Raw genomic sequence first — 14,944 nt, 5'->3', positions numbered from 1 at the left:
TGATATTATATTATATAAACGGCACAATCTTCAAGAAGCTGCGCGTGCGACACGGCGGCGTTGACGCAAGGAACTCACCGTTTTGCGGCCATCCCCTGTCGGCTGGTAGAAAGTCGTAAAGTCTTTTTGGGCATCCAGCCAGATTTGCAATGCCTTTTGATCCTGCGCATCAATCACAAAAGCATCAAAGCCGCATCGGCTCATCAAAAACACCTGATCACGCAACACATCACCGACAGCCCGCAATTCACCATCAAAATTATGACGTTCGCGCAACAGTCGGGCATAGCTATAGGCACGCCCATCGGTATAAGCAGGGAAGTCCAGGGCGATTAACTGGAAAAATTGTAAATCGCCCAGAATTTCCTCAGGATTTTCATCACTGCGCAAAATCAGCCCAAGGCCACCAGAACGCGCAAGCAACGCCTCACGGTTTTCTTGCCAATAGGTCAAGGAGACAATAACGTCCCCCTCAGGCAAACTGTCTTCATCGCCAAGAAGACTCCATTTATCTTCAACAATAAGGTTATTTTTAACGAGTGCCATAAAGAGCCTCCTTAAACGGCTTGTCACCTACACGGTTGAATGCCTCAAGGAAGGTTTCTTCCTTATTTTCACGCAAACCAAGGTATGTGTTAATAATGGTCTCAACGGCATCAACAACATCTTCTGTTGAGAAACCCGCCCCGATGATCTTCCCTATTTTGGCATTTTCATCGGCACGCCCCCCCAGGGTAATTTGATAGAATTCCTGCCCTTTCTTATCCACACCCAAAATGCCGATATGACCGACATGGTGATGTGTACAAGCATTGATACAGCCAGAAATTTTTACCTGAATTTTGCCGATTTCATGCTGGCGGTCCAGCTCACCAAATCGTTTGGAGATACGTTGTGCCAACGGGATTGAGCGCGAATTGGCCAAGTTACAATAATCCAGCCCCGGACAGGCAATCAAATCCGTGATCAGGCCGGAATTTGGCGTCGCAAGGTCATGTTTAGCCAGCTCTTGCCAAAGAACATAAAGATCATCACGCTTAACATGAGGCAAAACCAAGTTTTGTTCGTGGGTAGAACGCAACTCGCCAAAGCTGAAACGATCTGCCAAATCCGCCAGTGCGTCCATCTGCACATGACTGACATCACCGGGAATGCCGCCAATCGGTTTTAGAGAAATATTGGCAATCGCATACCCTTGCTGCTTATGTTCTTTCACATTGTTCTGAATCCAATAGGCAAAGTCCTGATCGGCACTAACCTGTTCAGAAAAAGAAGAACTAAAGGCGGGCAGACTCTCAAAACTTGGGGCGGTGAAATGCAGTTTGAATTCATCAATTTCATCAATAGGCAGATGAAGGTCACTATCACGAATAGCTTCCCATTCTTTTTCAACCAAGTCTGCAAATTTATCAGCACCCAGTTCATGAACCAAAATCTTGATCCGTGCCTTGTACTTATTGTCACGACGACCAAATTGGTTATACACCCGCAAAATGGCCTCAACATAAGACAGTAAATCTTCTTTGGGTAAAAACTCACAGATGGTTTTACCAATCATGGGCGTGCGGCCCAACCCACCGCCAACCATAACTTCAAAGCCCAGTTCGCCCTGATCATCACGGCGAATGCGCAGACCAATATCATGAATGGCGACAGCCGCGCGATCCGATGTTGCACCTGTCACAGCAATCTTGAATTTACGCGGCAAATAGGTGAATTCAGGATGTAGGCTGGACCACTGACGTAAAATCTCACTCCAGGGGCGCGGGTCTTCCAATTCATCAACCGCCGCACCGGCATATTGATCCGATGTAATGGCACGAATGCACGAACCACTTGTTTGAATGGCATGAGATTGCACTTTTGCCAAATCCGCCAAAATATCCGGCAAGTCAACCAGTTTAGGCCAATTAAATTGCAAATTCTGGCGCGTTGTAAAATGACCATAGCCCTTATCATATTTACGCGCGATATAGGCAAACTGACGCATCTGCGTGGAATTCATCGTCCCGTAAGGAATACCCACACGCAGCATATAGGCATGCATTTGCAGATAAATACCATTCATCAATCGCAAAGGGCGAAATTCTTCTTCACTCAGTTCACCGCTTAAACGGCGCTTGACCTGATCACGAAATTGCTCGACGCGCTCATCAACCAGTCGTTGATCGTATTCATCATACTTGTACATAGGTCACGATTCCTTATTTATCAGCCTGATAGCCAAGATCGGGGCGCACAGAAGGGCCTTTTGTGCGAATCATTTCACGGTAACGTAGTGCAACCGGTGCGCTACCCTCTTTTTCAACATCAATCAAATAAGGGCCGACCACAACCAACTGATTCGCATCATCTGATGCACTCGCCAGTAAGTTGTCGCCTTCATTACCTTTTTCGACAATAGCGGCATTATTAATGGTGTTATGCCACTGACCATCTTCGCCATAGAAAACAGCCAATCCATCATCCAGACGGTTTGCAGTTACGACTTGTAAAGACATGGGTAGAAGCCTCGATTTGTCTTAATTTCCAACGGTGACAAGCACCTCACTGAGGACTATATGCGACTATTTTTTTAATTAGTCAATATTTTTTGTATTTTATTTTTTATACACATTTTTTTATTGTTATTCAATTTAACCGCCTATTTTTTAAACATCCCTCTTGATTCATAAGCGGTTTTGGTAGAATCTTAGTCCTACCCTTAAGGATAAGTACTAGGATAACGAACAAAGTGGCACCGATTAACGTATATCTTGTCGATGATGACCAGGACTTGCTGGACTATCTCGAAACAGCGATCAGCGGGGACGAACGTAAAGTCCACACTTACGCATCAGCCAGCGCGTTTCTTTCAGATATAGACGACCTCCCACAATCTGGCTGTGTGGTTCTGGATGTCAACATGCCTGAGATGGATGGGCTTGAGCTACAGCAAAAGCTAAACGAGATGAAATTCCCGCTCCCCATCGTTTTCCTCACCGCCCATGCCGAAGTTCCCATGGCTGTGAAAGCCATGCAGGCCGGTGCGATTGATTTCATCCAAAAGCCAGTTCAGCCAGATGAGCTGATTGCCTGTGTTGACCGTGTCATTAACACACCGCAAAAAAACCTGCCTTCTGCTGAAGAAGCCGAGATTGTGAAAAAAACGGTCGATGAGTTAACCCCGCGTGAACGTGAAGTCATGGACCTGATCGTTAAAGGTGCTTCCAACAAGGAAGCGGCGCAATCACTGGATATCAGCCCGCGTACCGTTGAAATTTATCGCGCAACGGTGATGCGTAAAATGGATGCGCCCAACCTGCCTGATCTGGTACGCAAGGCCATCGCCATCGGCATGTAATTTCGCCAGCCTGTAAAATGCAGAGATAGAGTGGGATTTCTTTGAAGTTTTCTCACCATATCTCTTGACATTTGCCCCTCTTAAATGCGATTTCACGCTGTCTGATTTCTTACAATCAGGACACCCTTGAAATTCATGCAAAGAGACGAGCGAAAGATGCATCCCTATCGCACACATAAATGTAACGAACTGCGCGCAGACAACGACGGCGAAGTTGTTCGCCTTTCCGGCTGGATTCACTCCAAACGTGATCATGGTAACCTGCTGTTTATCGACTTGCGCGATCACTACGGCATGACACAATGTGTGATCGACGTCTCTTCTGAACTGTTTAAAATCGCTGAAGGTGCCCGTGTAGAAAGCGTTCTAACGGTTACAGGTAAAGTGGTCAAACGTACAGCAGAAACGGTTAATCCAGACATGCCGACAGGTGAGATCGAAATCTATATGGATGAGGTCATTCTGGAATCTGCCTGTGACGTTCTGCCCATGCAGGTCGCTGGTAACGAAGAAGCTGGTGAAGAAATCCGCCTGCGCCACCGCTTCCTTGATCTGCGTCGTGAACAGCTGCACAACAACATCAAACTGCGTTCTCAGGTCATTTCTGAAATCCGTCGTCAAATGACGGATCAGGACTTCATGGAAATCCAGACACCGATCCTGACGGCTTCTTCACCAGAAGGTGCGCGTGACTATCTGGTACCGGCACGTAACCATCCGGGTAAATTCTACGCCCTGCCCCAAGCCCCGCAGCAGTTCAAACAGCTGTTGATGGTTTCCGGCTTTGATAAATATTTCCAGATTGCCCCGTGTTTCCGTGACGAAGATGCCCGTGCTGACCGTTCACCGGGGGAATTTTATCAGCTTGATTTCGAAATGGCTTACGCCACACAAGATGATGTCTTTAACGCCATCGAACCTGTGATGCATGAAATCTTTACCAAATTCGGTAATGGCCGTGATGTCACACCCCTGCCCTTCCCGCGTATCCCTTATAAAGAATCCATGCTGAAATATGGTTCTGACAAACCGGACCTGCGCAACCCGCTGATCATCGCCGATACGACGGAACCATTCCGCGGGTCAAACTTCGGCCTATTTGCCAAACTGGTGGATCAGGGCAATGTGGTTCGCGCCATCCCGGCACCGGGTTCTGCCGGTCGTCCACGTTCCTTCTTTGACAAGCTCAACAACTGGGCACGTGATGAAGGTAAGGGTGGTCTCGGTTACATTGCGATTGCCGAAGACGGCACGCAAAAAGGCCCGATTGCCAAAAATCTAGGTGAAGATCGTGTTCAACAAATCCTCGACATCTGTGGTCTGGGCAATGGCGACTCCGTCTTCTTTGTCTGTGGCAAAGAAAAAGATGCGGCTGATTTTGCTGGTGTGGTTCGTACCCGCGTTTGTGACGAGCTGGAACTGCTGGAAGAAAACAAGTTCAACTTCTGCTGGGTTGTTGACTTCCCCATGTATGAGATGAACGAAGAGACAGGCACAATCGACTTCTCTCACAACCCATTCTCAATGCCACAAGGCGGTATGGAAGCGCTTGAAACACAAGACCCGCTGGACATTCTGGCATGGCAGTATGACATCGTTTGTAACGGTATTGAGCTGTCTTCCGGTGCGGTTCGTAACCACAAACCGGAAATCATGTACAAAGCCTTCGGTCTGGCAGGTTATGAGCCGGAAGTGGTGGAAAAAGAATTTGGCGGCATGCTGCGTGCCTTTAAATTTGGTGCTCCCCCCCACGGTGGTTGTGCCCCGGGTATCGACCGTATGGTGATGTTGCTGGCTGATGAGCCAAACATTCGTGAAGTCATTGCCTTCCCGATGAACCAACGCGCAGAAGACCTGTTGATGCAAGCCCCAAGCGAAGTCTCCGTCCAGCAGCTGCGTGAACTGCACATCAAACTGAACCTTCCAAAAGAAAAAGTTAAAGTCGAAAAAACCTCTGATGCAGAAGGTGAGGTAGGCTAACAACTCTTGCGTTAAGCACACGTTAAGGAAACGCGGTCATACTGTAAATGACCGCGTTTTTTTTAACTTCAATAAGAAGCAAAACATGCCGAAAAAAACACAACTACGCGCCTATCTCTTGCTGGGACTTTCCCCCCTGTTTCTCTCTGCCTGCGCAGGGCCACCAGCTCTTAAGGTCATTTCATTTATGGCTGATGGGATTTCCTATCTTGCCACGGACAAGACAATCACAGACCACGGCTTATCTGCTGTCACACAGAAAGACTGCAAAATGATCCGCACGCTCAAACGTGAAGATGTCTGTCAGGATGAAATTATCGAAGAGGCTATGATTGATCCTGTAAAACTGATCGAACCAGAGGTACAGTAATCCTGCGCTTTTGCGCAAGAGCACGGCGATCAATTTCCTGAACGAGTGTGATGGCTTGTTCAAACGAACGTTCCATGCGCAACAGCATGAAGGCGATGACGTCACGCTCAACCTGAATCTGGCGATCTGAAAACAGTTTCACCAGAACGGCTTCCATCAGCATGTCATCAGGCTGACCAATCTCCACCACAGGGACAGTGCCCAAGCGCGTTTTAAGGTCTGGCAGGTTAACATCCCAATCCACCGGGGCATGGCGTGCTGTCAGCAATAAGGTCAGGCCCTTTTCTCTGGCATGATTATAAAGATGGAATAAATCTTTCTGATGATCTGAAATAATCAGATCAACATCTTCTATCACACCGACTGTGGCCTCGCCCATTGTCTCATAAGGGTCAGACTGCAAGCTCACAGGTTCCGCCCCCGTTGCCTGGCGAAACACTGCAGCTAAATGGCTTTTACCACATCCTGCTTCGCCGTAAATCACCACAAAGGGAGCTGGCCAGTCCGGCCAGCGATCCAGCCAGGCTACGGCTTCTGCATTGCTGGCACAAACCAGAAAGTCATCGCCGCTCATGGCAGGGCGATATTCAAAATCCAATGGTAATTGCGAATGGGTCGACACGGGTTCTACAGACTTCTAGGAAGGGTCAGTGGGGTTGCCTGTATAAAGCGCACTTTTCATATATTGGGCAAGACCAAATCGCACCAGCACCCCAATAATTGCCGCAACTGGTACTGCTAGCATCACCCCTGTAAAACCAGCCAAGGCCCCACCGGCCATTAAGGCAAAGATCACCCAAACAGGATGAAGCCCAACCTTTTCCCCCACCAGTTTAGGGGTTAAGACATTTCCTTCCAACACCTGCCCAATCGCAAAGACACCTGCAACCAGCCCCACTTGCGTCATATCACTGAACTGTACGAGGGCAATGGAGATCGACACACCAAAGCCAAGGATAGAACCGAAATACGGAATAAAGGAAATTAACCCGGCCCCGAGCCCGACCAACAAGCCAAATTCCAAGCCCAACACTGACAGGCCAACCGCATAAAAAGTGCCAAGCATCAAACAGACCGATGCCTGCCCACGCACAAAGCCTGCCAATGTTTCATCAATTAAGCGGAACTGTTCACGGATCGTCGGGGCATGTTTGCGCGGTAACCAGTGATCAATACGCGCCACCAACAGATCCCAGTCACGCAAAAGATAGAACGTCACCAAAGGAGTCAGGACCAAAATGGAAATCACATCAAACAGGGCAGCACCGCCGCTGATCAATTTTTGTAGAAGGTTTCCAATCACACTAAATGCCTGCTTGGCAAAACCTGCGGCTGTTGCCCCTAACTCTTTTAAATCGGCCTCAGATGCACCGGAAAAAATCTGCTTGGCCACAGGCTCCAGTATGGCATGTAAATGATCAAAATAGATCGGTACCCGCCCGGCAAAACCAATGATTTGCGAGGTTAAGACAGGTAATAAGGTCGACAGTGCCCCAATCGTTAAAATAAAAAAGGCGATCGTAATGACACTTGTGGCCGCTGTGCGCGACAGTCCCCATTTTTCCAGCTTGTCTGCCAACGGGTCAATGAAATAGGCCACGGCCATTCCAGCGACAAAAGGCGTCAACACATCGCGCAAAACATACAGCAATACAATAAAAACCAGCAGGCTGAATGACCAGATTCTCAATTGTTTGGTTGCGTCCATCTTAATCCCCATTGGCCTGTGAAATTGTAATCCCCCATTGATAGAGGTAAATCAGCCCGGATACCAACGTTGTGAGAGCCGTCGCATAAATCAAGCCCGTCACCGCCCAGTCCATCCCTTGAACGGACAGGCCATGTACCCCCAACAACACAGAAACCAGTACAATCTGCACCGTTGTATTCACCTTGCTACTGAAATTAGGAGCCATTTTCAAATCTCGGGTCAAAATTTCAATTAAAGCGGCACCCAGCACAATGGCAAAATCCCGAAAGACCACCATAATCACCAACCACAGGGGCAGCAACCCCTGCACCCCGAGCGTCAAAAATGCACTGACGAGCAGAAGCTTGTCAGCAATCGGGTCTAAAAAGGCACCAATGCGTGTGCGTGCTTGTAAAATCTTGGCAAGATAGCCATCAACCCCATCGCTGATACCGGCCGCGACAAACAACCAGAAAGCCGCATGTAAATCATGGGTCAGGATCAGCCAAACCATGAAGGGAACGGCAAAAACCCGCCCCACTGTAATGACATTCGGTATATTCAGCCAAAAATGCTGGCCCACGTAGCCTTATCCCCGCCCAGATAAATTCACCAATGACCAGCTTTCCCCTGTCACAGCCAGATCAAGATCAACCTGACGCAGGGAACTGATAAGCTGGTCCAGCTTGCCAATAAAATGCAGGTTCAACTGGACCGCATCACGTGAAAGTAAAGCCAACTCAACCCGGCGCACCACAGGAACCTTTTTTAACCGTTCCTGTACACTCAACCATTCCTTGAGATTGCGAATATTTAAATTCACCGGGAGTACATCGACCATCCCAAATTGCAACAGATTATCGCGCTTCCAGCTTTCCTCAATCACATCAGCAACTTCCATAGCCGCACGTTTTAAGAAAGCTTGAGATGTTTCCCCCTCCTGTGCGGCAACCCCCAGCAAAGTCATCCGCCCAGCGTATTTGGAACCAACCCGGTTAATCACCAAATCCACATTATTAGGCTGGCCAGCCTGATCACGCCCTGTCACCACCATATGGGCAACAACCGCACTGTTCACCCCGTAACGATTAGCCATATCCATCATTGCGGCTTCATCAGCACCGGCTGCCTGCTGAATAGACACACCTGAAATATCTGCCAAGTCCCCCAGCGGCAGTGCAATCGGGACCAAACCATGCTGCACACCCAAACCACTCCAGGCTTCGCGCCAGGGGTTCGGATCATTCCATAAAGTTGCCTGCTGACCATTTTCAAAAAGCGGCAAAACCAACACAGGCTTGCTGATGGTTTCCGCAAAAGCGATGCCCCGCGCTTTCAACAAGTTGCGAATTGCATCCGGCTTAAAGTGATAGCTATAAGTTGCCAGATAACGAACGGATGAAGACTTTTCCCCTGTAACTGAAAAATCACGGATATATTGTGCGCGATGACGCGGCTCAATCCATGGCAATAACCCACGGTCATCTTTCATGGTTAAACGTTTCAGCAAAATAGCAAAGGCACGCCCCTCACCTTCACGCATAGCTTTTTTGCGGGCCTCAGTCACGCTTTTGGCCGTGACATCCACATAAATCCCTTTAACTTCAAAAACATCTGCGCCGTAGACAGGTGAATCAACAGTGAAAAAAAAGCTCCCGACCAAAGTCAGCAAAGCAACAACGCGCATATGTAGGGTCATTTAAGGGTCTCATCATTAAATTCTGCGTGCAACAGTTTTGCCCGTTTTTTCAAACAGATGCAAGAAAATGGCCCCATTTTGCGACTTTGTAACATAATTTTTACATCAGCAAACTTGACTATTGCGGCGCACAATGCAAATATTGCATTGCAACAAAGACAATGCCGCTAACTGCTGCGCTAACACATAGACAAGGAATCACATCCATGAAAATGAGCGTAAGTCCCAAAGAAATTGCACAACACCTCATTGAGGAACATGGCCATTCACAGGCTATTGAAAAATATCGCTATCACCTGAACCGTTGTCAGGACCAGGAAACAGCATCTGTTTGGCAAAATATCGGTACGGCTCTGGAAAGCCTGAAACACGGCGAACAGGCTGCCTAAAAGAAAAACGTCCTTTCACGTTTTCTTCATTGCAAACTGTGCCCAATTAAGTATGTTCATCGGCGTTCAATATGGTGTATGTTGGACGCCGTTTTCATATCATATTTAGATAAGGTTGGGTCATGGCAGATCAAAAAGGTCTCACCTATAAAGATGCAGGCGTTGATATTGACGCTGGTAACGATTTGGTCGATGAGATCAAACCCCTTGCAAAATCCACAAAACGCCCCGGTGTTATGGACGGGCTTGGCGGTTTTGGCGCGTTTTTCGATCTGCGCGCCGCAGGTTATCAGGACCCGATCCTCGTATCTGGCACCGATGGTGTCGGTACAAAATTAAAAGTCGCCATTCTGGCTGACAAGCATGATACCGTTGGGATCGACCTTGTTGCCATGTGCGTCAATGATCTTGTTGTCCAAGGGGCGGAACCGCTTCTATTCCTTGATTATTACGCTACAGGCAAACTGGATGTTCAAGCCGGTCGCGATATCATCAAAGGCATCGCAGAAGGCTGTAATCAAGCCGGTAGCGCGCTTATCGGGGGCGAAACGGCTGAAATGCCGGGTATGTATTCAGAAGGCGATTATGACCTTGCCGGTTTCTGCGTTGGTGCGGTTGAACGTGGTGAAGAACTGACAGGCGCCAATGTAAAAGAAGGCGATATTGTTCTGGGCCTTGCTTCAAACGGTCTGCATTCCAATGGCTTCTCGCTGGTGCGTCGCGTTGTTGAGGCTGCGGGTCTGGATTACGCGGCCCCTGCCCCGTTTGATAGCTCCCGCACATTGGCAGAAGCCCTGCTTGACCCGACAAAAATCTATGTCAAAAGCACACTGGCTGCGATTAAAGCAGGCGGTGTTAATGCGCTGGCTCACATCACAGGCGGTGGTCTGGTTGAAAATATTCCACGTGTTCTGCCTGATGGCTTGGGTGTGGATATTGATGCCTCCACATGGAAGCTGCCGGCTGTTTTCTCCTGGTTGGCCGAAGCAGGTGGGATTGCCAATCATGAACTGGCACGCACCTTTAACTGCGGTATCGGTATGTGCGTCATTGTTGAGGCCGATCAGGTTGATGCGCTGACAAAAATTCTGGAAGACGGTGGTGAGACAGTCACCAACATCGGTACCGTTGTGAAACGCGACAGTGGCGAACAAGTTGAAATCGCAGGGATTGAGACATGGCAAAGCTAAAAGTCGCTGTCCTGATTTCCGGGGGCGGCAGTAACCTGCAAGCCCTGATTGATCTCTGTGCCCAAGACGATGCCCCGGCTGAAATCGTTCGTGTGATTTCTAACGTCGATGGCGTTTATGGCTTGGAACGCGCCCAACAGGCGGGTATCAAAACCATGGTGATTGATCATAAGAAATATGATGGCCGCGAAGCCTTTGAAGATGCCATTCACCAGGTTTTGGACAGCGAGAACATACAGCTGGTCTGTCTGGCAGGTTTCATGCGCTTGCTCACAGACGGGTTTGTCCAGAAATGGCGTGACCGCCTGATCAATATCCACCCGGCCCTCCTGCCCTCCTTTAAAGGGCTGCACACACACGAACGTGCAATTGAGGCAGGTGTAAAATTCCATGGCGCAACTGTTCACTATGTGCGCCCAGCCATGGATGAAGGACCGATCATCGTACAGGCTGCGGTCCCGGTTCTGCCCAGTGATACACCAGATGAACTGGCTGCACGCGTCTTGGAACAAGAACACCAAATCTACCCGCTTGCCCTGAAACTGATTGCACAGCGCAAAGTCCGCGTTTCAGGTGAAAAAGTTCTTTATAACGGTGTGGCTTGCTTGCCGGAAAGTGTGATTAACCCTGTTGGTTAAAAACAGATTGAACAAATAAAAAGGCCACCCGCTTGTAAAAACGGGTGGCCTTTTTTATAGGTTCACAATTTTCTTATGGCATCATCATGCCACGCAGTGTGAAATAAATCATACCAGCCAAAAGACCGGAAAGCGGCACCGTAATCACCCAAGCAGCTGCAATTTTGAGCACAGCAGAGCGTTTAACCAGCTCTTTCTTGTATTCTTTGCTCAGTCTTTTGCGTTCTTTCTTGGTCACTGTCGGCGCTTGTTTATGCTTTTTCAGGTCTCGGAGCATATGGCCTTTTTCTTCAAAGCTTGCCATTTCAAACTTATCAAGGAACGCATTGACTTCCTCTTCATCCTGACCTTCATGATGAGAACGAATTTCTGCAACCTTTTTACCATAGTTGGATTTGATCGCTTCTCGCAGGAAGCCAATCCCAAAGATCGCCCCAATGGCAATGTGGGTCGAACTTACAGGCAAGCCCAATTGAGAGGCAATAATCACCGTAATGGCCGCAGCCATCGCAATACAGAAAGCACGTGCCTGATCCAACTCGGTAATTTCAGAACCAACAGTGCGGATCAGTTTCGGGCCGAACAAAGCCAAGCCAACAGAAATCCCCAAAGCACCAATGATCATCACCCACAATGGAATAGCTGCTTTCGCTGCCATCGCCCCATGAGAGATCACGTCATAGATCGCCGCCAACGGGCCAACCGCGTTTGCCACATCATTTGCCCCATGAGCAAAGCTTAACAGAGCTGCGGCACAAATCAGCGGAATGACAAACAATTTGTTTACAGATGCCTTTGTCGGTTCCAACCCTTCTGCTGCCTTGGCAATCATTGGGCGGACAATCATGACAATAATAACAGCCACGACAAAGCCCCCACCGACAGCTGTCAGGAAATCCAGTTTAAAGAGCTTCTTCAAGCCCTTCATAATCAGATAGGTCGTGAAAGCCCAAGCCATCGCCCCGATCAACAGCGGCACCATTTTCTTGGCCGCCTCAATCATATTGGACTGATAGGTAATGGTTCGCTTGATAATATAAAGGAAGGTCGCCGCAATCATCCCGCCAAAGACAGGAGAGATCACCCAGCTGGCCGCAATCTGACCAACCTTGGTCCAGTTGGCAATATCCCAGCCAGCCGCTGCAATACCAGCCCCTAGCACGCCTCCAACGATGGAGTGTGTGGTGGAAACCGGCATGCCCAAGGCGGTTGCCAGGTTTAGCCAAACTGCACCGGCCAAAAGGGCCGCCATCATCAACCAGACGAAAACCTGCGGGTCCGTAATGGCTGATGGATCAATAATGCCTTTTCGAATGGTGCCGACCACATCACCCCCGGCAATGATGGCACCAGCCGATTCAAAAATCGCAGCGATGATAATCGCACCTGTCAAGGTGATGGTCTTGGACCCCACCGCCGGGCCAACGTTATTGGCCACATCGTTTGCACCGATATTCAGCGCCATATATCCACCGATAACAGCTGCTGAAATCAGCAAGAAACTTCCCGGCATTTTTGCGCCGACGAAAATAATAATGCCCACCAGAAACAATGCTGCTGTGCCGATACGAACAAGCTCACGTCTGTTGAGATACTGAGCGTTTTCGATTTTCTGAAGATTATTGAGATCCATGCCAAATACTCTTGATGTACTTCCCATTACAAAGAGGGCGAGGTCTGATTGCCTATAGCAATATGACAAACGTGTTATATTTTTTTTAAAGTTTCATTACAAGGAGACTCTTGGCGAATTTTAGGCAGAAAAAAAGGGCCCTTTTCTCAAGCACCCTTCCTTCATAAAAAACTCTTTGTAATCAAAGCTTAAGACTCTACTTTCGCCTCATCACGTAATTCAACACGACGAATTTTTCCTGAAATCGTTTTGGGCAATGCCTCGCGAAATTCAATTTCACGCGGATACTTATAAGGGGCTGTCAGATTCTTCACAAAATCCTGAATTTCCCTTTCCAGCTCGTCAGAAGCTTCATAGCCCGCACTTAGCGTGACATAAGCTTTCACAATCTCGCCACGCACCGGGTCCGGTTTCCCCACCACAGCGGATTCGACCACGGCCGGATGTTCGATCAAGGCACTTTCCACCTCAAACGGGCTGATGCGATAACCAGCAGACCCAATAATGTCGTCAGAGCGCCCAACAAACCAGATATAGCCATCACCATCACGCGTGGCCGTATCACCTGTATAATACCAGCCGTTTTTAAAACATTTGGCATTGGCTTGTTCATCTTTGAAATAACCATCAAACAGACCAAGGGGATGCGGCTCTGTCAGTTTCACCGCAATATGACCAACCGTGTCATCTTCAACGATTGTACCGTCTTCATCAATCACATCTACCGTCAGGCCCGGTACAGGCTTACCCATGGAACCGGGGCGCACTTCCATCCCCTTGTAGTTCGCTACAATATTAACCGTTTCCGTCTGACCATAACCGTCATAGACATCACAGCCTGTGGCATCCTTCCAGGTACGCATAACTTCCGGGTTCAGCGGCTCGCCGGCGCCAATACAATGGTTGAGGCTCCCCAGATTATAAGGCGACAGGTCCATTTGCGCGAACACACGATAGACAGTCGGTGGGGCACAGAAACAATTCACGCCGAAGCGTTCAATCAGCTTTAAATGCACATCCGCATCAAATTTCGGGTCGCCATCATAAAGCAAGATGGTCGCACCTTGCAGCATAGGCGGGAACAACATGCCCCAGGCCGCTTTCGCCCAGCCCGTATCAGTCAAGGTCCAGTGGATATCCCCATCGGCCAAATCCATCCAATATTGCCCGGTAATTTTATGGGCGAGGCCATAGGAATAATTACGTGGGACCATTTTGGGCAAGGATGTGGTGCCAGATGTGAAATAGATCAACATGAGATCATCTGCACCAGTGGGCTCACACTCTGCACGCTCCAACTGATCGGAGTTTTCTTCACACAGGGTTTCAAAATTCACCCAGCCGTCACGATCTTCCCCAATGATGATCAGATGCTCCAACGTCGGGCATTTTTCTTTGATCTCTTCAATCTTGGAGGCATGTTCCGCCGTCACAATCGCCAGCTTGGCCCCAGCGCGATTGATGCGATATTCCAGATCATGGGCTGTCAGCAGGTTCGTTCCCGGCATGGAAACCACCCCAACTTTCATAGATCCCACAAGCACTTCATACCAGGCCGGAAGACGCGCAATGACGACACAGGCAAAATCCCCTTTCTTACAGCCAAGCTTTTTCAACCCATTGGCAAAACGGTTGGCCTGGGCATTGAGGTGAGCGTAAGTATGTTCCACCACCGTTTCACAATCCCGGCTGACCGCAATATAAGCTACCTTTTCAGGCGTTTCCTTGGCGCGTTTTTCCACCAGATCAAAAGCAAAATTGTAATTGGCCGGAATTTCCAGATCAAACCCGTCGCGCATCGCCTGATAGACATCACTCATATGAAGATACTCCCTGTCTTTATGTTCTGTTTGAACAGAGTGTAGCGCGTGATGGGAAAATGATCTTGTGAAAAATTGTAAAGCTAAGGTCAGAACCTGAAAGTATTTCCACCCCGGAAAAGTCTTATGATCTACATTTTTGTTTTTTTAATCTAAAAAAATATAAATATTTTATACAAAACTGTTGTATGT

Annotated in this window: 15 protein-coding genes; 6 read left to right on the top strand and 9 right to left on the bottom strand. The window is 48.5% G+C overall.

The features are described from left to right. Positions 1 to 30: 30 nt before the first annotated feature. From E4K71_RS03805 to E4K71_RS03795, 3 genes are read right to left on the bottom strand one after another with little or no spacing between them, the layout of a single operon-like run. Positions 31 to 546, bottom strand: coding sequence for a DUF934 domain-containing protein (locus E4K71_RS03805; RefSeq protein WP_135076815.1), 516 nt, complete (start codon positions 544 to 546; stop codon positions 31 to 33). Beyond that, positions 533 to 2,191, bottom strand: coding sequence for a nitrite/sulfite reductase (locus E4K71_RS03800; RefSeq protein WP_135076812.1), 1,659 nt, complete (start codon positions 2,189 to 2,191; stop codon positions 533 to 535). Before E4K71_RS03800 ends, E4K71_RS03805 begins: the two co-directional genes overlap by 14 nt. Positions 2,192 to 2,204: 13 nt before the next feature. Beyond that, positions 2,205 to 2,501 (bottom strand): DUF2849 domain-containing protein, encoded by a 297-nt coding sequence (locus E4K71_RS03795; protein ID WP_135076810.1) that lies wholly within the window; start codon positions 2,499 to 2,501, stop codon positions 2,205 to 2,207. A 233-nt stretch (positions 2,502 to 2,734) separates the two neighbouring features. On the opposite strand from E4K71_RS03795, the gene E4K71_RS03790 reads away from it, so the two are divergent. From E4K71_RS03790 to E4K71_RS03780, 3 genes are all read left to right on the top strand, one after another. Continuing rightward, complete coding sequence (locus E4K71_RS03790; protein WP_135076807.1) at positions 2,735 to 3,343, top strand: response regulator; 609 nt, start codon at positions 2,735 to 2,737, stop codon at positions 3,341 to 3,343. A 156-nt stretch (positions 3,344 to 3,499) separates the two neighbouring features. Continuing rightward, positions 3,500 to 5,323 (top strand): aspartate--tRNA ligase, encoded by a 1,824-nt coding sequence (aspS, locus tag E4K71_RS03785; RefSeq protein ID WP_135076804.1) that lies wholly within the window; start codon positions 3,500 to 3,502, stop codon positions 5,321 to 5,323. An 85-nt stretch (positions 5,324 to 5,408) separates the two neighbouring features. Beyond that, positions 5,409 to 5,693 carry a hypothetical protein gene (locus E4K71_RS03780; protein ID WP_135076801.1) on the top strand — a complete coding sequence of 95 codons (285 nt, stop codon included), beginning with the start codon at positions 5,409 to 5,411 and terminating at the stop codon, positions 5,691 to 5,693. Here E4K71_RS03780 and E4K71_RS03775 read toward each other — a convergent pair. Genes E4K71_RS03775 through E4K71_RS03760 form a run of 4 tightly spaced genes read right to left on the bottom strand, consistent with a single transcriptional unit; the run spans position 5,650 to position 9,082 of the window. Continuing rightward, positions 5,650 to 6,315, bottom strand: coding sequence for a DnaA/Hda family protein (locus E4K71_RS03775; protein ID WP_240796869.1), 666 nt, complete (start codon positions 6,313 to 6,315; stop codon positions 5,650 to 5,652). The genes E4K71_RS03780 and E4K71_RS03775 overlap by 44 nt on opposite strands. A 15-nt stretch (positions 6,316 to 6,330) precedes the next feature. Further along, entirely contained in the window at positions 6,331 to 7,401 is a 1,071-nt protein-coding gene (locus E4K71_RS03770) for an AI-2E family transporter (protein ID WP_135076798.1), read from the bottom strand. A gap of 1 nt (position 7,402) precedes the next feature. Beyond that, positions 7,403 to 7,966, bottom strand: coding sequence for a CDP-alcohol phosphatidyltransferase family protein (locus tag E4K71_RS03765; RefSeq protein WP_240796868.1), 564 nt, complete (start codon positions 7,964 to 7,966; stop codon positions 7,403 to 7,405). 6 nt (positions 7,967 to 7,972) lie between these two features. Then, complete coding sequence (locus E4K71_RS03760; RefSeq protein ID WP_135076794.1) at positions 7,973 to 9,082, bottom strand: DUF2066 domain-containing protein; 1,110 nt, start codon at positions 9,080 to 9,082, stop codon at positions 7,973 to 7,975. Positions 9,083 to 9,288: 206 nt separating this feature from the next. On the opposite strand from E4K71_RS03760, the gene E4K71_RS03755 reads away from it, so the two are divergent. The 3 genes from E4K71_RS03755 to purN all read left to right on the top strand — a co-directional run bounded on the left by E4K71_RS03755 (position 9,289) and on the right by purN (position 11,299). Then, complete coding sequence (locus E4K71_RS03755) at positions 9,289 to 9,471, top strand: hypothetical protein (RefSeq protein ID WP_135076791.1); 183 nt, start codon at positions 9,289 to 9,291, stop codon at positions 9,469 to 9,471. A gap of 122 nt (positions 9,472 to 9,593) precedes the next feature. Further along, positions 9,594 to 10,661: a phosphoribosylformylglycinamidine cyclo-ligase gene (gene purM / locus E4K71_RS03750; RefSeq protein ID WP_135076788.1), complete on the top strand. Its 1,068-nt coding sequence runs from the start codon at positions 9,594 to 9,596 to the stop codon at positions 10,659 to 10,661. Continuing rightward, positions 10,649 to 11,299: a phosphoribosylglycinamide formyltransferase gene (gene purN, locus E4K71_RS03745; protein WP_135076785.1), complete on the top strand. Its 651-nt coding sequence runs from the start codon at positions 10,649 to 10,651 to the stop codon at positions 11,297 to 11,299. Before purM ends, purN begins: the two co-directional genes overlap by 13 nt. Before the next feature lie 73 nt (positions 11,300 to 11,372). Here the strand turns inward: purN and E4K71_RS03740 are convergent, their stop codons facing one another. Together E4K71_RS03740 and E4K71_RS03735 are read right to left on the bottom strand one after the other, a co-directional pair. Further along, complete coding sequence (locus E4K71_RS03740) at positions 11,373 to 12,932, bottom strand: inorganic phosphate transporter (protein WP_135076782.1); 1,560 nt, start codon at positions 12,930 to 12,932, stop codon at positions 11,373 to 11,375. Positions 12,933 to 13,120: 188 nt separating this feature from the next. After that, on the bottom strand, positions 13,121 to 14,752 hold the full coding sequence (locus E4K71_RS03735; RefSeq protein WP_135076779.1) for an AMP-binding protein: 1,632 nt from the start codon (positions 14,750 to 14,752) through the stop codon (positions 13,121 to 13,123). Positions 14,753 to 14,944 lie beyond the last annotated feature (192 nt).

This window comes from Terasakiella sp. SH-1 (genome assembly GCF_004564135.1).
Lineage (GTDB): Bacteria > Pseudomonadota > Alphaproteobacteria > Rhodospirillales > Terasakiellaceae > Terasakiella.
Note: the sequence above shows the minus strand (reverse complement) of the source record. Positions and strands in the feature narration are given on the sequence as shown.